At 67.3% G+C, this 16,625-nt stretch carries 17 protein-coding genes; 2 read left to right on the top strand and 15 right to left on the bottom strand.

Features of this window, described 5'->3' with window-relative positions:
- Positions 1-24 precede the first annotated feature (24 nt).
- The 8 genes from AR540_RS11945 to AR540_RS11910 all read right to left on the bottom strand — a co-directional run bounded on the left by AR540_RS11945 (position 25) and on the right by AR540_RS11910 (position 7,212).
- Entirely contained in the window at positions 25-804 is a 780-nt protein-coding gene (locus AR540_RS11945; RefSeq protein ID WP_059229172.1) for an ABC transporter permease, read from the bottom strand.
- Positions 801-1,622: an ABC transporter ATP-binding protein gene (locus tag AR540_RS11940; protein ID WP_059229170.1), complete on the bottom strand. Its 822-nt coding sequence runs from the start codon at positions 1,620-1,622 to the stop codon at positions 801-803. The genes AR540_RS11945 and AR540_RS11940 overlap by 4 nt, the downstream gene beginning before the upstream one ends.
- The gene (locus AR540_RS11935) at positions 1,622-2,659 is read right to left on the bottom strand and encodes an ABC transporter substrate-binding protein (protein ID WP_153014223.1); all 1,038 of its coding nucleotides are present in this window, start codon (positions 2,657-2,659) and stop codon (positions 1,622-1,624) included. Before AR540_RS11935 ends, AR540_RS11940 begins: the two co-directional genes overlap by 1 nt.
- Before the next feature lie 128 nt (positions 2,660-2,787).
- Complete coding sequence (locus AR540_RS11930; protein ID WP_177339229.1) at positions 2,788-3,543, bottom strand: ABC transporter permease; 756 nt, start codon at positions 3,541-3,543, stop codon at positions 2,788-2,790.
- A 20-nt stretch (positions 3,544-3,563) separates the two neighbouring features.
- Complete coding sequence (locus tag AR540_RS11925) at positions 3,564-4,763, bottom strand: ABC transporter substrate-binding protein (RefSeq protein ID WP_059229164.1); 1,200 nt, start codon at positions 4,761-4,763, stop codon at positions 3,564-3,566.
- Complete coding sequence (locus tag AR540_RS11920) at positions 4,729-5,559, bottom strand: ABC transporter ATP-binding protein (RefSeq protein WP_059229162.1); 831 nt, start codon at positions 5,557-5,559, stop codon at positions 4,729-4,731. Before AR540_RS11920 ends, AR540_RS11925 begins: the two co-directional genes overlap by 35 nt.
- Positions 5,556-6,659, bottom strand: a complete 1,104-nt coding sequence (locus AR540_RS11915) for an acyl-CoA dehydrogenase family protein (RefSeq protein WP_059229160.1) — start codon at positions 6,657-6,659, stop codon at positions 5,556-5,558. The genes AR540_RS11920 and AR540_RS11915 overlap by 4 nt, the downstream gene beginning before the upstream one ends.
- Complete coding sequence (locus AR540_RS11910) at positions 6,652-7,212, bottom strand: carboxymuconolactone decarboxylase family protein (protein WP_059229158.1); 561 nt, start codon at positions 7,210-7,212, stop codon at positions 6,652-6,654. The genes AR540_RS11915 and AR540_RS11910 overlap by 8 nt, the downstream gene beginning before the upstream one ends.
- A gap of 109 nt (positions 7,213-7,321) precedes the next feature.
- On the opposite strand from AR540_RS11910, the gene AR540_RS11905 reads away from it, so the two are divergent.
- Positions 7,322-8,236, top strand: coding sequence for an AraC family transcriptional regulator (locus tag AR540_RS11905; RefSeq protein WP_059229156.1), 915 nt, complete (start codon positions 7,322-7,324; stop codon positions 8,234-8,236).
- A 34-nt stretch (positions 8,237-8,270) separates the two neighbouring features.
- Here the strand turns inward: AR540_RS11905 and AR540_RS11900 are convergent, their stop codons facing one another.
- From AR540_RS11900 to AR540_RS11890, 3 genes are all read right to left on the bottom strand, one after another.
- Complete coding sequence (locus tag AR540_RS11900; protein WP_059229154.1) at positions 8,271-8,678, bottom strand: hypothetical protein; 408 nt, start codon at positions 8,676-8,678, stop codon at positions 8,271-8,273.
- Between the two features lie 70 nt (positions 8,679-8,748).
- Positions 8,749-10,083, bottom strand: a complete 1,335-nt coding sequence (locus AR540_RS11895) for a dicarboxylate/amino acid:cation symporter (RefSeq protein ID WP_059229152.1) — start codon at positions 10,081-10,083, stop codon at positions 8,749-8,751.
- A gap of 109 nt (positions 10,084-10,192) precedes the next feature.
- Positions 10,193-11,251: a tartrate dehydrogenase gene (locus AR540_RS11890; RefSeq protein WP_059229150.1), complete on the bottom strand. Its 1,059-nt coding sequence runs from the start codon at positions 11,249-11,251 to the stop codon at positions 10,193-10,195.
- 123 nt (positions 11,252-11,374) lie between these two features.
- Here AR540_RS11890 and AR540_RS11885 point away from each other — a divergent pair, with 123 nt between their 5' ends.
- The gene (locus AR540_RS11885) at positions 11,375-12,298 is read left to right on the top strand and encodes a LysR family transcriptional regulator (protein ID WP_059229148.1); all 924 of its coding nucleotides are present in this window, start codon (positions 11,375-11,377) and stop codon (positions 12,296-12,298) included.
- 7 nt (positions 12,299-12,305) lie between these two features.
- Here the strand turns inward: AR540_RS11885 and AR540_RS11880 are convergent, their stop codons facing one another.
- From AR540_RS11880 to maiA, 4 genes are all read right to left on the bottom strand, one after another.
- Positions 12,306-13,442, bottom strand: coding sequence for a glycerate kinase (locus tag AR540_RS11880; RefSeq protein ID WP_059229147.1), 1,137 nt, complete (start codon positions 13,440-13,442; stop codon positions 12,306-12,308).
- Positions 13,443-13,542: 100 nt separating this feature from the next.
- The gene (locus AR540_RS11875) at positions 13,543-14,619 is read right to left on the bottom strand and encodes a sugar diacid recognition domain-containing protein (protein ID WP_059229146.1); all 1,077 of its coding nucleotides are present in this window, start codon (positions 14,617-14,619) and stop codon (positions 13,543-13,545) included.
- A gap of 93 nt (positions 14,620-14,712) precedes the next feature.
- Positions 14,713-15,792 carry a 4-hydroxyphenylpyruvate dioxygenase gene (gene hppD / locus AR540_RS11870; protein ID WP_059229144.1) on the bottom strand — a complete coding sequence of 360 codons (1,080 nt, stop codon included), beginning with the start codon at positions 15,790-15,792 and terminating at the stop codon, positions 14,713-14,715.
- Between the two features lie 128 nt (positions 15,793-15,920).
- Positions 15,921-16,565: a maleylacetoacetate isomerase gene (gene maiA, locus AR540_RS11865; RefSeq protein ID WP_059229142.1), complete on the bottom strand. Its 645-nt coding sequence runs from the start codon at positions 16,563-16,565 to the stop codon at positions 15,921-15,923.
- Between the last annotated feature and the right edge of the window lie 60 nt (positions 16,566-16,625).

Below are 16,625 nucleotides of genomic sequence, written 5' to 3'. Positions count from 1 at the left end.
CTCCCCGAGCGGAGCGAGTCGAGATCAAGGGCGCGCCGACAAGCCACGTCGCCAACGCAACAGCCGCGCCTCCAGCAGGGCCAGCACCGCGTTGAGCGCCAGGCCCACCACCGCCAGCAGCAGGATGCCGGCGTACATGCTGGGAATCTGGAACACCTCCTGGGAGTTGAGGGTGAGAAAGCCCAGCCCCGAATGGGCGCCGATCATCTCGGCGGCCACCAGCGCGGTGATGGAATAGGCGCCGGCCAGGCGGATGCCGGTGAAGATCGACGGCGACGCCGCCGGCAGTACCACCTTGAGGAAGAGGAAGCGCCGGTTGGCGCCCATGGACAGCGCCGAATTCACCAGCAGCGCATCCACCTGCTTCACGCCGCTGATGGTGCTCAGCAGGATCGGCCAAAAGGACGCCCAGAAGATGATGGCGATCTTCGAGGCCTCGCCGATGCCCAGGAACAGAATGAACACCGGGAACAGCGCCAGGGCGCTGGTCTGGCGAAACAGTTGCAGCAAAGGATCGAGCAGTCGCTCCAGGCGCATGAACCAGCCCATCAGCAGCCCCAGGAACACGCCCGCGCCTATCGCCAGCAGCAGTCCGGCCAGCGAACGCAGCAAACTGGCGCCGAGGTGCCGCGCGAGGCTGCCGTCGCGGGCCAGGTCGAGGATGCTCTGCAGCACCACCGAGGGCGGACTCAGATAGCCGGGATTGACCAGGCCCAACCGCGGCAAAGCCTCCCAGAGCGCCAGGAACAGCAGGATGCCGAGACTGCCGTCGAGCAGTCGGCGGGAACGGCGTACCAGACTCATGCCCGCACCTCCTCACGCCGCGAGGGTCTTTGCGTAACGGGCTCGGGCAACCCGCGCAGAGCCTCCCAAGCCTGTTGGCGCAAGGCGGCGAAGGCTGGGGTGTTGCGCACCTCGGCCGCCCGCGGGCGCGGCAGGTCGATATCGAGCAGCCGGTGGACCCGCCCCGGGCGCGGCGTCATCACCGCGACCCGGTCGGCGAGGAAGATCGCCTCGTCGAGGCTGTGGGTGATGAAGACGATGGTCTTGCGTTGGCCGTCCCAGATGCGCAGCAGCTCGTCCTGCAGATGCTCGCGGGTCTGGGCGTCCAGCGCGGCGAAGGGCTCGTCCATCAGTAGCACGTCCGGCCCATAGGCCAGGGAACGGGCGATGGCGACCCGCTGGCGCATGCCGCCGGAGAGCTCATGGGGGTAGCGCGCGCCCTGCCCCTCCAGGCCTACCAGCGCCAGATACTCCCGCGCCTTCTCGAGCCGCTCGCGGCGTCCCACCCCGCGGATCTCCAGGCCGATGGCGATGTTGTCCAGTACCGAGCGCCAGGGCAGCAGCGCATAGCCCTGGAACACCACACCCTGGTGTGGATTGATGCCCTGCAACGGCCGACCGTCGATGCTCAGTTCGCCCGAGGTCTTCTGCGCCAGCCCGGCGAGAATGTTGAGGAAGGTGGACTTTCCGCAACCGGAGGGACCCAGCACCGCCAGGAATTCGCCCTGGCGTACCTCCAGGTCGAAGTCCTGCAGCACCGGCACCTGCTCCTGGGCGCCGCTTTCGCTGCGACCGTCATAGGCCATCGCCAGGCCCCGGGCGATGATCTTGGCGCTCATCAGACGGTACCCTGGGCGAAGGGATTGAAGGCATTGGTGTAGACGTCCTTGACCTGCACCGCGCCGGGCTTGAGCTTGCCTTCGTGTTCGAGGATGTCGATGTAGTACTGGATCGGCGGCTCGGTGATGACCAGATCGTCGACGTAGGCGAAGCGTTCGACCAGCTCCAGCTTCATGCCCAGGCGCTCGGCGGTGATCTTGCGCGCGTCGTCGGGATGCTGGTTGACCCAGTTGGCCGCCTTGGCCAGGGCCTGGACCACGTCCCGCGCGGCCTCGGGATGGTCGCGCAGGAAGCGGCCATGGGCGCTGTAGGGCGCCATGCCACCCAGTCCCTCGTCGAGGTCGAAGTCGCTCCATAGCTTGCGCAGGGCGGGATTGTGCTCGGCGCTGCCGGAGGTGGGCGGATGGATGATCGCCAGGTCGATGTTGCCGGTGGCCAAGGTCTGCTCGGCCTGGACGTCCGGGACCACCACCCACTTGATGCGGTCCACATCCACCCCCTGCTGGCGCAGGTACTTCTTGGTGACGAACTCGGCGCAGGCACCGAAGCTGTTGAACCCCACGGTCTTGCCTTCGAGGTCCTTGGGTGTGCGAATGCCCGAGTCGTCGCGCACGAAGTACTTCATGTGCGGCGCTTCCTGCAGCGTCTTGCCGCCAGCGGCCACCACCTTGAGGTCGAGACCACTGGCGATGGCGGAGATGACCAGGGGCACCATGCGGGTGCCGAAATCCAGTTGCCCGGTTCCCACCAGCGGGATGATCTGCGGCGCGGCGACCTTACCGACGTACTGCGGACGCGCCCGGGTACCCGCGAAGTAGCCGAGGGAATCGGCGACGTAGACCAGGTCGAAGGTGGGGTTGTCGGGATAGCGGAAGGGCACCATCTGGTCCGAGCGCTGGCCAATCACGGCCGGCGCCCCACCCTGGGTACCCGGTTTGTCGTCGCAGCCGAACAGGCTGGCACCCAGGGCGCCCACGGCGGTTACGGCGGTCAGTTGTCGAATGAAGCGGCGTCGGCTGAGGTTCTCGAGGTCCATCGGGGCTCCTATCCTGGTTGGCATCTTGTGCGACGGAGGCTAGGCATGCTGCCCCAGGGTAGAAAACGAACCAAATACCCAGATTCTTTATGAATAGATCGAATGGTTAGGCGACATAATATTTCACTCTAACCATATTCTTCGAACTGCCTCCGCGGCAGGAAGCGCTGGTGCAGCTGCCGCGCCAGGACGTCCAGGGCGAAACCCAGCAGACCGATCATCAGCACCAGCGCCATCAGCTCGCCGTAGGCCAGACGGTCGCGGGTGTCGAGGATGTAGTAGCCCAGGCCGGCGCTGACGCCGAGCATCTCGCAGGGCACCAGCACGATCCAGAGGATGCCGATCGCCAGGCGTACGCCGGTCAGCACCTGGCCCAGCACCCCGGGCAGGATCACCCGCCGCAGGACCTCCCAGCGGGTGGCGCTCAGGCTATGGGCCAGTTGCAACCAGCGCGGGTCCAGCCCGCGCACACCGGCGGCGGTATTGAGCAGGATCGGCCAGACCGCGGCGAAGGCCAGCAGGAAATAGATGGGCTTGTCCCCTACTCCCATTACCATCACTGCCAAGGGCATCCAGGACAGCGGCGAGATCATCCGCAGGAACTGGAAGGCCGGGGTAGTGGCGAATTCCAGGGCGCGCCAGGCGCCCACCAGCAAGCCCAGGGGTACCCCCACCAGCACGGCCAGGACCAGGCCGATCAGGACCCGCTCCAGGCTGACCAGGACGTGCGGCCACAACTCGCCGCTGGCCAGCAGCTGCCAGAGACTGACGAAGGTGGTGCCGGGGGCGAAGCGGCGGACCAGGCTGCCCGGCGCCGAAAGCCCCTGCACTGCGGCCCACCAGAGTACGACCAGTACCAGCAGACCGGTGCCACCGAGCAGGATACGTTCGAGGCGTCGGTTCCTCACACGCTGATCTCCTCCTGGCGGGCGAAGCCTTCGGCGAGGCCGAAGGTGCCCATGCCGCCCACCGCGGCGATGGCCTGGCGGACGAAACGGTCGTCGACCAGGTCGGTGGCGGCGTGCTCCGGGTCCAGGGTGGCGAGGAAGCCGGCGTCGCCCTGGATCAGGGTGCTCTTGAGGCGAGTCACCAGTTCCCGGGTATAGCTGGGGAAGGGATAGGGCTGGAAATCGATGCGCGCCTCGGGCCAGGCGGCGTGCCGGATGGCACCGTCACCCAGGTAGCGACTCCGTGCTGCCGCGTTCGGCACCAGCACCTGTTCCAGCAGGCCGCGCGGATGGGGCGTATAGCGACCACTGCCCTCGCGGGACAGCAGCGCGGCCGCTTCAGCGCGGTTTTCCCGGGTCCAGGCCTGGGCCTTGACGATGGCGTTGACCACCCGTTGCGACCACTCCGGACGCTCGTTGAGGTCACGTTCGTGCATGAACACCACGCAGCAGGCGTGGTTGCGCCAGATGTCGCCGGTAAAGCGCTGGATGCGCCCGACCTGCTGGCTCTCGGCCAGGGCGTTGAAGGGTTCGGCGACGATGTAGCCGGCGATGCGGCGGCTGGCCAGCGCCGGTGGCATGTCCGCGGGGGCCAGCACCAGCAGATTGACCTCGTCGCTCGCCAAACTCGCCTCGGCCGGACGACTCACCGCCTTGAGTCCATGTTGGCGCAGCAATTCCTGTAGCACCACATTGTGGATGGAATACCAGAAGGGAATCGCCACGTTGCGCCCGCCGAGCTGGCGCACCTCCTGGATATCCGGCGCCACGGTCAGGCCCGAGCCATCGACATGGTTCCAGGCCACCACCTTGGCCGGCACCTGGCTGCCGTAGCGCGCCCAGACGGTCATCGGCGACAGCAGATGGATGACGTTCACCTGTCCGGCGAGGAAGGCTTCGATCACCTGCGCCCAGCTGCGCAGCATCACGGGCTTCTCCGCCTGGACGCCCTCGGCAGCGAACAGCCCGCGGGCATGGGCCACCAGCAGCGGCGTGGCGTCGGTGATGGGTAGGTAACCGATGCGTACCGGCGCATCGGGTTCGGCCGCGGCGCGCGCCTCCAGGCTGCGCAACAGGGGGAAGGCACCGGCGGCGCTGAACAGCGCGGCCAGCTTGAGGAATTCACGGCGCGAGGGACGGGGATCGTGCAGGCACATGGGCAGACTCCGCTGCGGGAAGTGGGGGGTTGGGTCGGCTCGCCCGCCGTAGGGTTCGCAGGATCTCGATACGCAGGGCGCCGAGGGCCTCGATGGCGTCGGTGCGCGGCTGCGCCAGCTCGATGCGCCACTCGCCAATGATCCGCGCTGGGTGGTCGCCCAGTAGCAGAACCCGGTCGGAGACCAGCAGCGCCTCGTCGATGTCGTGGGTGATGAGCACGACGGCACTACCCTGCCGCGCCACCAGTTGCAGCAGGAGTTGCTGCATGTCGCCCCGGGTGACTTCATCGAGGGCACCGAAGGGCTCGTCCAGCAGCAGCACCTTGGGCTGGCGCGCCAGGCAGCGCGCGAGCGCGGTGCGCTGCGCCATGCCACCGGAAAGCTCGGCCGGATAGCGCTCCTGGGCAGCGGCGAGACCTACCGCGGCGATGGCGTCCTGCACCCGCTGGCGTGCCTGTTGCGCCGGCAGTCGCGGCTGGCGGCGAAAATCCAGGCCGAAGGCGACGTTGTCCCGCAGCGTCAGCCAGGGCAGCAGGCACGGGTCCTGGAAGGCCACTGCCACCTGGGGATGCGGGCGCAGCAGCGGCTCACCGAGCAGCCGCACCTCGCCTTGGGCCGCCGGTTGCAGGCCTGCCAGGGCTCTTAGCACACTGGATTTTCCCACCCCCGAGGGTCCGAGCAGGCTGACCACCTCGGTGGGCGCCACGTCCAGGGCGAAGTCCTCCAGCACCGGTCGCCAACCGCCCGCCTGCGGATAACCCACCGCCAGGCCGCGGGCACTGAGCACGACGGTCATGCGCCATCCTCGAGAGCGGCATGGCGGGCCAGTTCACCGCGCAACTGGGTGAGGCTGGGCGTGACGATGGGCACGAAGGCGACTTCCCGCCAGCGCCGCGAGAAGGCATCGCCGCGCTCACGCAGATAGGCGCCGCCACCGCGGGCCTGAAGCTCCAGCTGGACCGCCGCCGCGGCCTGTTCGGCCAGACCGATGCGCAGCCGGAACAGCTCCGCCGGCTGTGCGATGAAACGCTCGTCCGCCAGTCCCTGGAGCAGTCGCGCCTCGAGTTCGAGCTGCCGGGCCTCCAGGGGTTCGAGTTCGTCCTGCAGGGTGCGGCGCCCTTCTCCCTGTACCTGCCGGACCTCGGCCAGGCTCCGCCGGGCCAGGCCAATGGCCAGGCCGCATTGCAAACCCAGGAAAGCCGGGCGTACCCGCGGAAGATAGCGATGCGCCTCCCCGTGCAGCAGCCAGTCTTCGTCGAGCGGCACCTCGATCAGGTCCAGGGCGGCGGTGTTGCTGGACTGGAGGCCCAGCAACTGCAGATCGGCGGACCGGCGCAGCCCGGCGACCCGATTGGGCAAGGCAGCGACGAAGGGTCGCTGCTCACCCTGGCGGGCCACGGCGCCGGCTACCACGAAACCCGTCTTGCGCAGATTGGTCACCCAGGGCATGCGGCCGTTTAGCCGCCAACCGCTGCCGTCGCGCCGGGCCTCGATCTGCAGCTCTTCCAGGCCGGAAAGAAATTTCATGGCATTGGACAGGCCGGTGGCGCCGGCCAGCTCGCCGCGGAGCAGTCCAGGTAGCAAGCGCTCGCGTAACGCCGTGTTGGGGCTTTGCAACAGGTATTCGATGAAGGCCCGCTGCCCCCAGCAGACGAAGGCCGCGGTCAGCGAATGCTCGGCCAGACCGGCTATGCCTTCCACCGCCTGCCCCAGGCTACCCCCCGCGCCACCCAGCTCGCGCGCGACGCCGAGACCGAAGCGACCATCCTGGGCCAACCGCGGCAACAAGCTCTCGGGATCGAGAAGGCCCTGATCGAGGGCCTCGGCGTGCTCGTCCAGCCAATCCGCCAGGGTGTCGCCGACCGGAGCCGCCTGGCGTAGTGCAGACTCAGCCATGGACCGTCTCCCAGCGATAGGCCGCCAGCTCCGGGTTCAGGGGCGTCTGCGCCAGGACGTTGGCGAAATTGCACAGGGTCGCCAGACTCACGCCGAGCACGACCTCCAACGCCTGAGCCGCGGTGTAGCCCGCCGCGACGAATCGCTGCAACTCGGCATCCGTCACCGCTCCGCGCCGGGCGATGACCGCACGAGCGAAGGCGGCCAGGGCCTCTAGCCGCGGCTCAGGCAGCGGCGCGCCGCTGCGCAGGGCAGCGATGGTCGCTGCGTCCAGCTTGGCCTTGTGAGTAGCGACGGCGGTATGCCCGGCCACGCAGAAGTCGCAGCCATGCGTCGTGGCCGCCACCAGCTGCACCACCTCCCGCTCCGCCAGGCTCAGGCTGGTCTTGGCGTTGAGCCCGGACACCGTGACATAGGTCTCCAGCGCCGCCGGCGCATTGGCGAGCACGCCCAGCAGATTGGGGATGAAACCGGACGCCTGGCGGGCGTTCTCCAGGAAGGGCCGGGCAGCATCCGGCGCGGTGTCGGGGGTGAGGATCGGCAGACGGGACATAGCTTCGACTCCGGGACAGGCAGAGGGGATGTCGACAAGTTTCTTGGTAATAAGAATGGGTTTCCATATTCTAAAGTCGCCATCCCTTGCTCATGAGTCCAACGCTTAGATGAGTTTTTCCAGTGCTTCGACCGAATGGTTATTGGACAGCCTCGAATGCGACGCCAGCCTCTTTCACGCCGGTCGCTACTGTGGTGCCTGGCAGGCGTCTACCCAGGGACAGGCACGCGCGAGCTTCCATCTGGTGGTCGAGGGTGAGTGCTGGCTGCATCTGGACGACGAACCGGTGCGACCGCTGGCGAGCGGGGATGCGATCTTCCTGCTGCACGACCTGCCCTTTCGCCTGGCCAGTAGTGCCCACCAGGTCGAGGCCCGCGAACTGCCCCGCGGTACCCTGGGCCCCCTGAACGAAAGAGCCGGTGAAGGGACCGGGTTGGTCTGTGGCTTCTTCGATTTCGCCGGTGGCCTGTCGCGCCTCATCGTCAGCGCCCTGCCGGCAGTCATCGTCCTGCGCGCCGCGGACGAGAACGCCCAGGCTGCCCGCACCCTCTTCCAACTGATCCGTGAGGAAGCCGGCGCCGTGCACAGTTCGGCCTCCCTCCTGGCGCGCCTGGGCCAGCTGCTGTTCCTCTATGTGCTGCGCGACCAGTTGAACGACCCTGACCAGCGCCATGGCGGCCTGGTGGCCCTGGCCCGCCACGCTCAGTTCGGCCCCCTGCTGGAACGGCTGATCGCCGCCCCCGAGCAGCCCTGGTCGCTGGTGGACATGGCCGCCGTCACCGGCCTGTCGCGCTCGGCCTTCTGCAAGAAGTTTCAGGAAACCGGCGGCCAGTCCCCGGGGCAGGTGCTGCTCGCCCTGCGCATGCGCCGCGCCTGCCAGGAGCTGGATGCCAACCACAGCGTGGAAGCCGTGGCCGAACGGGTCGGCTATCGCTCGGTGGCCGCCTTCGTCCGCGCCTTCGCCAAGGAGCAGGGTTTGCCGCCCGGCGCCTATCGACGCCGCAAGCGAGACGAGCGCGAATGACGGACGCCAACTGGTGACGCGCGGAGTTCGGGTGCTAGCGCCACTCGCATCCAGACACACGATTGCAGCTGGTGCGGGCACGATCACCCTGGGAGGTGGAGAAGCGACTGATGACGTTCCAGCCCAGTTGCCGGGTGCGCCCCAGCCAGAGGTTACCGTCGCTGCTCAGCCCGCTGAAGAACTGCAACCGCCCAAGGCGCGTGCTGGTCTGCGCCCAGGTCAGGCCGGACGCCGCATCGAAGCCGCGCATCAGGGTATCGTTGCCCTGCACCGTCACGCCGTACCAACCACCCTGCCCGTCCTGGCAACGCAGCACGAAGGCGCTACGCACGCAGGAGGCAGTGGGCTTGAGGCTGGGAATGGCCGCCTGGACGAAGCCCAGTGGCATCATTAGCAGCGCAGCGGCCAGCAGGCAGCTACGCGGGATCGAGGACGTGGTCATGGCGCCAGTTGATCGGGGAGCGAGACGCCCAGCATGAGGTAAATCCCGCCACCCGACCAGTGTGACCTTCCTAGAGCGCCTTGCCGCTCAACGCCGTCAGGCCTGGCTCGGCCACCGCCACGCGATCCTGAACCTCGGCCTCCGGCGCAGGAATCGGCTTGCCATCCAGCGCGGCCTTCAGTCGATGCATGTCCAGCGCCCCGACCCAGCGGGCAATGACCAGGGTCGCTACGCCATTGCCGATGGTGTTGGTGATGGCCCGGGCCTCCGACATGAAACGATCCACGCCCAGCAGCAGCACCATGCCCGCCACCGGGATGGTACCGAGGCTGGCCAGGGTCGCCGCCAGGGTGATGAATCCCGACCCCGTGACGCCAGCCGACCCCTTGGAGGTGAGCATCAGCACGGCCATGATGATGAGCTGGTCGGTCAGGCTCAGCGGCGTATTGGTGGCCTGGGCGATGAAGGTGGCCGCAGCGGTGTAGTAGATGGCCTGGCCATCCGGATTGAAGGTCAGCCCCGAGGGAATGACCATGCCGGCCACCGGCTTGGAGCAACCGGCATTCTCCATCTTGCGGATCATCTGCGGCAGCACCGACTCTGATGAACTGGTGCCCAGCACGGTGAACAGCTCTTCCTTGAGGTACTTGAGCAACTGCCACAGGCTGAAGCCGGCGACGCGGCAGATCGGCCCCAGCACCAGGGCGACGAACAGGATGCAGGTGAGGTAGAAGCAGGCCATCAGCTTGCCCAGGGAGAACAGCGAACCGAAGCCGTACTTGCCGATGGTGAAGGCGATGGCACCGAAAGCCCCCAGCGGCGCGAGGCGCATCACGATGTTGACGATGCCGAACATGCCGTGCATCAGGCTGTCCAGGCAGCGGATGATCGGCTTGCCCTTGTCGCCACAGCGTGCCAGCGCCACCCCGAGCAGGATGGAGAACAGCAAGATCTGCAGGATGTTGCCCTTGGCGAAGGCGTCCCCCAGGGTGTTGGGAATGATCTGCAGCATGAAGGCGATGAAGGACTCGTGCTTGGCCGCCTCGGTGTAGCTGGCGATGGCCGAGCTGTCGAGGGTAGCCGGATCGATGTTCATGCCGGCGCCGGGCTTGAAGGTATCGACCACTACCAGGCCGACGATCAGTGCCAGGGTGGATACCACCTCGAAGTAGATGAAGGCACGTATGCCTACCCGACCCAGCTCCTTCATGTCGTTCATCTTGGCGATGCCGGTGACCACAGTGAGAAAGATGACCGGTGCCAGCAGCATCTTGATCAGCTTGATGAAGGCATCGCCGATGGGTTTGAGCGAGGTGGCGAAATCGGGATGGAAGACGCCGAGCAATGCACCGGCGATGACCGCGATGACGACCTGAACGTAGAGTTTTCCGAGTAGGCGCTTCATGGGAGGTCCACTGTTGTTCTTGTAATGGAGGCGACCCGTGCGAGCGGGCCCCGATGGAAGTGCGGGCGCTGGCCACCCGCGCCGCCTGGCCGCGGGTGGCGCCGCCGCTCTAGCGGGCGATCAGTTCGAGTACGGCGTCGGTGACCTGGCGCGTGGTGGCCGTGCCGCCCAGGTCCGGGGTGTGCAGACCGCTGGCGGTGACCTCTTCGATGGCGCGCATCAGGTGGGCGCTGGCTTCGCGCTCGCCGAGGTGATCGAGCATCAGCGCGGCGGTCCAGAAGGTCGCGATGGGATTGGCCACGCCCTTGCCGGTGATGTCGAAGGCAGAGCCGTGGATGGGCTCGAACATCGAGGGGAAGCTACGCTCGGGATTGAGGTTGGCGGTGGGCGCGATGCCCAGGCTGCCGGAAAGCGCCGCGGCCAGGTCCGAGAGGATGTCGGCGTGCAGGTTGGTGGCCACGATCACGTCGAGGTTGCCCGGCTTGAGCACCATGGTGGTGGTCACCGCGTCCACCAGTTCGCGGGTGGTACGGACGTCCGGATAATCCTTGGCCACTTCGGCGAACACCTCGTCCCACAGCACCATGCCATGACGTTGAGCGTTGGACTTGGTCACCAGGGTCAGGTGCCTGGCCGGCCGGCTACGGGCCAGTTCGAAGGCGAATCGGTGGATGCGCTCGACGCCGACGCGGGTGAAGGTGGAGACCTCGGTGGCGACCTCGATGGGCAGCCCCTGGTGGACCCGCCCGCCACTGCCGGAATACTCGCCTTCGGAGTTCTCCCGCACGATCACCCAGTCGATGGCCTGGCCATTGGTCAGCGGGCTTTTCACCCCTGGCAACACCCGCGCCGGCCGGACGTTGGCGTACTGGTCGAAACCCTGGCAGATCGGCAGGCGCAGCCCCCAGAGGGAGATGTGGTCCGGCACCTTCTGACTACCCACTGCACCGAAGAAGATGGCATCGGCCTGTTTGATCTCCTCCAGCCCTCCTGCGGGAATGTAATGACCATGCTCCAGGTAGTACTCCGAGTCCCAGGGATAGTGGCTGACGTCGAAGGCGAAACCGCCCAGGCGCTTGGCCAGGCCGTCGAGGACCTCGAGGCCGGCGGTGATGACTTCGACCCCGATACCGTCCCCGGGAATGGCTGCGATCTTGTAGTTCTTCATGGCTGGGCCCTGTGTTCTTGTCGTTGGGTGGGACGCCGACTGGCAGCGTTGGGCCGAGTATAGGTAGTGAAATCTGAGCTAGGATTCACCTCAAATAATCACTTAAGTGAATTGAGGTTAACAATGAGTCGCCCTCAGGACCTCAGCTTCTTCCACCTGCTGGCCCAGCAGAGCAACCTCGCCGCCACTGCGCGCGAACTTGGCGTCACCCCGCCGGCGGTAAGCAAGCGACTGGCCGCTCTGGAGAAGCGTCTCGGGGTAAGGTTGGTCAATCGCACTACCCGTTCACTGGGGCTGACGCCCGAGGGCGAGCTGTATTTCCGCCATGCCGGACGCATCCTCGGTGACATCGAGGCAGTGGAAGACATGGTCGCCAGTCGCCGCGGCCAGCCCAAGGGCCTGCTGCGGGTGAACGCCTCCCTGGGCTTCGGTCGCCGCTACATAGGCCCGGCGCTGGCGGCCTTCATCGATCGCTATCCGGAGGTGGAGACCCAGTTGCTGCTGAGCGACCACCCCATGGAGCTGGCTGCCCATGGCCTGGACCTGGGCATCCGCTTCGGCGTGGCGCCCGATGCTGGCTATCACGCCCGGCGCATCGCCAGCAATCGCCGGCTGCTGTGCGCCTCGCCGCTCTATCTGGAGCGCCACGGCACGCCGCAGCGGCTGCAGGATCTGACTACCCACAACTGCATCTTCCTGCGGCAGAACGACAGCATCCATGGCGTCTGGGAATTTCTCGAAGGCTCGCGCACCCGCAGCGTCAAGGTGCGCAGCAACCTGAGCTGCAACGATGGCGAAGTCGCCCTGAACTGGGCCCTGGAGGGCCGCGGCATCCTGCTCCGGGCGGAATGGGACATCGCCCGCTACGTACGCAGCGGACGCCTGCGCCGGGTGCTGGAAGACGCCCGGCCACCTTCGGCGGACGTCTATGCGGTCTATTCCGAGCACCATCACCTATCGGCCAAGGTGCGGCATTTCATCGACTTCCTGGTGGAACGCTTCCAGCGCATCGACCACCTCGACGACCCAGCTGGCGAAGCGGACTGAGCGGGCGTCAGCCTTTCGCGGTCCGCCAGAGCCGCCCGATATCCCGCGCCGTGCGCCCCAGCAGCATGTCGGCCTGGGCCAGGGCCTCCTCCAGGCTCAGCGGCCCGGGAACGAGGCTGAAGGCAGCGGCGAGGCCTCGTTCATATAGAGCCTCATAGCCCTCCCCCAGGGACCCGGCCACCGCCACCACCGGCACGCCATGGCGACGGGCCAGGCGCAGCACGCCGGCCGGAGTCTTGCCTCTCAGGGTCTGGCCGTCCAGGCGCCCTTCCCCGGTCAGCGCCAGGTCGGCGCCCAGTAGCGCCTGCTCTAGACCTACCAGTTCGGCCACCACCTCGACGCCGGGGCGGAAGGTGGCACCCAGAAACGCCAGGGCGGCGAAGCCTACTCCACCGGCAGCACCAGCGCCGGGCTGCTCGCGAACGTCGCGACCGAGGGTCGCGGCGGTGACCGAAGCGAAATGGGCCAGGGCGTCATCGAGCTGACGCACCTGCGCGGGCGAGGCGCCCTTTTGTGGACCGAAGATGTGGCTGGCACCCTGGAGGCCGCAAAGGGGATTGTCGACATCGGCGGCGATGACCACCTCTGCCTCCGCCAGGCGGGGATGCAGCGGCGACAATTCGATCCGCGCCAGCTGTGCCAGGGCCGCCCCGCCAGGTGCCAGCGTCCGCCCTTGCTCATCCAGCAACCGCACGCCCAGAGCTTGCAGCAGCCCCGCGCCGCCATCGTTGGTGGCACTGCCACCGATGGCCAGCACCAGGCGCTCGGCGCCGGCGTCCAGCGCCGCGTGCAGCAACTCGCCGGTGCCGCGGGAGGTGGCGACCAGCACGTCGCGCCGCGCCCTGGGCACCAATTCCAGGCCGCTGGCGCTGGCCATCTCGACGAAGGCGGTACGCTGCTCGGCCAGCCAGCCCCAGCGCGCGGTCACCGGCTCGCCCAGCGGGCCGGTGACCTGTCTCTCGCGTACTTCACCGCCCGTGGCAGCCAGGACGGCGTCCAGCGTGCCCTCGCCGCCATCACCCAGGGGGCACTCGATCAGCTCGGCTTCGGGCAAGGCCTGGCGCAAGCCGCGGGCCAGGGCGCGGGCGACGCCGGCAGCGGTCAGACTTTCCTTGAAGGAATCCGGGGCGATGACGATCTTCATGGGGCGATTCTCCGTTGTTGTGCTCCAAGTCTTCCCCGGAACGTAGAAGACCACAACGGGACAAACGCCCAATGAGAATCAGCAAGGCCTGTGCACTTGCCTAATCAGCATCCATCAGCAGCCACGCGCAATACAACTCGGTCGCCTCGGCGAAGCGCCGCGGATCACGCCCGGTCAGCGCCTGGATGCGCTCCAGCCGGTGCCGCAGGCCGTTGCGGTGCAGCCCCAGCGCTTCAGCGCAGGCCTGGGGACTGGCGTCCGCAGCGAACCAGGCGCGCAGCGTCGCGAGCAGTTGGCCGTCACGATCGGCCTGCCGCAGGCGCGACAGGGGTTCCAGCAGCCAGGCATTATCGGTGCAGGCTGCCTGGCTTTGCAGCCAGGTCGGCAAGGCCAGGTCATCCCGGGCCAGCTCGGTAAGCTCCGGTCTCAGCCGCTTCGCCACCTTGAGCAGTGCCAACGCCCAGCCCGTCGTTTCGGCCAGCCCTTGCCAGGGGCGGGCCTCGTTGATCCAGGCACTGCGTTCCAGCGACCAGCCCTGGTCTGGCAACACTGCCAGCAGCGCCTGGGGCGCGTCCGTACCGGGGCGATACCAGAGCCATTGGCGTTCCTCGCGTGGCAGGCACCAACTGCCTTGCACTCGCCGCTGAGCCCACTCGCCGAAGGTGGGCGCAGGGGTGGTGAACTCCAGCAACAGCACGTCACGCGGCAGCTCCGGGCGCAGCCCCAACAGCGTCGCGTGGCGGCTCAGCTCGGGCGCCGCGCCTGGGGCCAGCAATTGGCGTAGCAAGGGCGCGCTCATCAGGGACGCTGCGGGCGGCTGCCCGGCCGCCTGTTCGATGAGCATTTCCGCCGTCAGGCGCAGCAGCTCCGCCGGTAGCCGCAGTTGCTCGGCATCCTCCCCGGTCACCCCGAGCACCCCCACCAGCTCGCCCTGGCGATACAGCGGCAGGTTGATCCCCGCCTGGGCGCCAGGCAGGCGCGCCGCGGTCGCCGCATCCAGCGCCACCGCGCGGCCTTCGGCGATGACTTGGCGCGCACCGGCATGGCGGGTGAACAGCCGCGCCGGATCGCCCGAGCCGATGATCAGCCCGGCCGCATCCATGACATTGACGTTGCCCGGCAGGATACGCATGGCGCGCTCGACGATCTCCTGCGCCAGGTTCTGGCTCAGCTCCATGGCCACCTCCGAGGTCAAGGTACGCCGGTATGGCGCGCCGTCACCTTAGAGGGGGCCCCAGCGCCGGGCAAGCCGATGGGACGAGCAGCCTGGCTAGTCCGAGGCGCTCAGCACCCCGCGGCGGACCTGGTCGCGCTCGATGGACTCGAACAGCGCCTTGAAGTTGCCCTCGCCGAAACCGGTATCGCCCTTGCGCTGGATGAATTCGAAGAACACCGGCCCCAGCAGGGTCTGGGAGAATATCTGCAACAGCAGACGGCGCTCGCCACCTTCGGAGGTGCCGTCGAGCAGGATGCCGCGGGCTTTCAACTCCGCCACCGGCTCGCCATGGTCGGGCAGGCGCCCTTCGAGCATCTCGTAGTAGGTCTCCGGCGGCGCGGTCATGAAGCGGGTGCCAAAGGCCTTGAGCCGATCCCAGGTGGCCACCAGGTCATCGGTGAGGAAGGCCACATGCTGGATGCCCTCGCCGTTGAACTGCATGAGGAACTCCTCGATCTGCCCGGCGCCCCTGGAGGATTCCTCGTTCAGCGGGATGCGCACCAGGCCATCCGGTGCGGTCATGGCCTTGGAGGTAAGGCCGGTGTACTCGCCCTTGATGTCGAAGTAACGCAGCTCGCGGAAGTTGAACAGGCGCTCGTAGAAGTCGGCCCAGTAGGCCATGCGCCCGCGATAGACGTTGTGGGTCAGGTGATCGATCACCTTCAGCCCGGCGCCGAAGGGCTTGCGCTCCACCCCGTCCAGGAAGACGAAATCGATGTCGTAGATGGAGCTGCCTTCTTCGTAGCGATCGATGAGGTACAGCGGCGCGCCGCCGATGCCCTTGATGGCCGGCAGGCGCAACTCCATCGGTCCGGTGGGCATGTCCACCGCCTGGGCGCCCAGCTCCAGGGCCTTGGCGTAGGCGTGATGGGAATCCCGGCAACGGAAGGCCAGGCCGCAGACCGAGGGGCCATGCTCGGCGGCGAAATAGGCCGCATGGCCGCTTGTCTCACGGTTGACGATGGCGTTGATGTCGCCCTGGCGGAACAGCACCACGTCCTTGGACCTGTGATTGGCGACATGACGGAAACCCAGGCTTTCCAGCACGGGTTCGATGACGTCGGGCGTGGGCGAGGCGAACTCGATGAACTCGAAACCCATGAGGCCCATGGGGTTTTCAAACAGATCGGCCATGATTGGCTCCTTGACTGGCGACTGGACTGGGTGGGAGGCCTAGACACAGGTCAAGGGCGGCGCACAGGAGATGCCGCGCACGCTACGGGCAAGAAAGTCGCCGAGGATGAGTTGGCAGCCCAGGAGCTTCACGAGGCCACCTGCGCTGGCGCGTCCGGCTGGACCGCGGGGTGGGCCTGCTGGAAGGCAGGATGCGCGCAGGCCAAGGCCTCCACGCGGAGGATGCGGGGGTAGCGCGACAGGTCCACGTCGAAGCGCCGCGCGGCATAGACCTGGGGTAGCAGATAGACGTCCGCCAGCCCCACGGCGCCGAGACAGAAGCCCTCCTTGCCAAGCTGCGCCTCGACAGCCGTCAGGCCCTCCTCGATCCAGTGGGCGATCCACTGCAGGATGGCCGGCTCTTCCAGGCCCAGCCCGCGCAGGCGGTCCAGCACGGCGACGTTGTGCAGCGGCTGGACATCGCAGGCGATCAACGCCGCGATACCGCGGTGACGGGCCCGCAGCAGCGGGTCGGCCGGCAGCAGCGGCACTGCCGGATAGCGCTCTTCCAGGTATTCGATGATGGCCGGCGACTGGATCAGTACGGCGCCGTCGTCGGTCCGCAGGCACGGCAGGCGACCCTGGGTATTGAGCGCCCGATAGGCCGGCTGGCGCTGCTCAGCCGCGTCGCGCGCCAGGTTGACCGGCACGGCCTGGTAGTCCAGCCCCTTCAGGGCCAGGGCGAGGCGCACGCGGTAGGCCGACGTCGAGCGGTAGTAGGTGTAAAGGTCCATCAGGGCTGCCCCGCGATTGCCTTCGCTATTGTTGTTATGCGTAATTTGATTACGTTTTAT

This window comes from Pseudomonas sp. EpS/L25, from assembly GCF_001512295.1.
Classification (GTDB): Bacteria; Pseudomonadota; Gammaproteobacteria; order Pseudomonadales; family Pseudomonadaceae; genus Chryseomonas.
The sequence above is the reverse complement of the archived record's forward strand: the minus strand, read 5'-3'. Positions and strand labels throughout refer to the sequence as shown.

Excerpts from the sequence above, each read along its gene's own strand:
- AR540_RS11895 (WP_059229152.1), bottom strand. The coding sequence starts at position 10,083 with ATGAAGCGCCTACTCGGAAAACTCTACGTTCAGGTCGTCATCGCGGTC.
- AR540_RS11905 (WP_059229156.1), top strand. The coding sequence starts at position 7,322 with ATGAGTTTTTCCAGTGCTTCGACCGAATGGTTATTGGACAGCCTCGAA.
- AR540_RS11935 (WP_153014223.1), bottom strand. The coding sequence starts at position 2,659 with ATGGACCTCGAGAACCTCAGCCGACGCCGCTTCATTCGACAACTGACC.
- AR540_RS11890 (WP_059229150.1), bottom strand. The coding sequence starts at position 11,251 with ATGAAGAACTACAAGATCGCAGCCATTCCCGGGGACGGTATCGGGGTC.
- AR540_RS11920 (WP_059229162.1), bottom strand. The coding sequence starts at position 5,559 with ATGACCGTCGTGCTCAGTGCCCGCGGCCTGGCGGTGGGTTATCCGCAG.
- AR540_RS11925 (WP_059229164.1), bottom strand. The coding sequence starts at position 4,763 with ATGTGCCTGCACGATCCCCGTCCCTCGCGCCGTGAATTCCTCAAGCTG.
- AR540_RS11915 (WP_059229160.1), bottom strand. The coding sequence starts at position 6,659 with ATGGCTGAGTCTGCACTACGCCAGGCGGCTCCGGTCGGCGACACCCTG.
- AR540_RS11875 (WP_059229146.1), bottom strand. The coding sequence starts at position 14,619 with ATGGAGCTGAGCCAGAACCTGGCGCAGGAGATCGTCGAGCGCGCCATG.
- AR540_RS11880 (WP_059229147.1), bottom strand. The coding sequence starts at position 13,442 with ATGAAGATCGTCATCGCCCCGGATTCCTTCAAGGAAAGTCTGACCGCT.
- maiA (WP_059229142.1), bottom strand. The coding sequence starts at position 16,565 with ATGGACCTTTACACCTACTACCGCTCGACGTCGGCCTACCGCGTGCGC.
- AR540_RS11910 (WP_059229158.1), bottom strand. The coding sequence starts at position 7,212 with ATGTCCCGTCTGCCGATCCTCACCCCCGACACCGCGCCGGATGCTGCC.
- AR540_RS11885 (WP_059229148.1), top strand. The coding sequence starts at position 11,375 with ATGAGTCGCCCTCAGGACCTCAGCTTCTTCCACCTGCTGGCCCAGCAG.
- hppD (WP_059229144.1), bottom strand. The coding sequence starts at position 15,792 with ATGGCCGATCTGTTTGAAAACCCCATGGGCCTCATGGGTTTCGAGTTC.
- AR540_RS11900 (WP_059229154.1), bottom strand. The coding sequence starts at position 8,678 with ATGACCACGTCCTCGATCCCGCGTAGCTGCCTGCTGGCCGCTGCGCTG.
- AR540_RS11945 (WP_059229172.1), bottom strand. The coding sequence starts at position 804 with ATGAGTCTGGTACGCCGTTCCCGCCGACTGCTCGACGGCAGTCTCGGC.
- AR540_RS11940 (WP_059229170.1), bottom strand. The coding sequence starts at position 1,622 with ATGAGCGCCAAGATCATCGCCCGGGGCCTGGCGATGGCCTATGACGGT.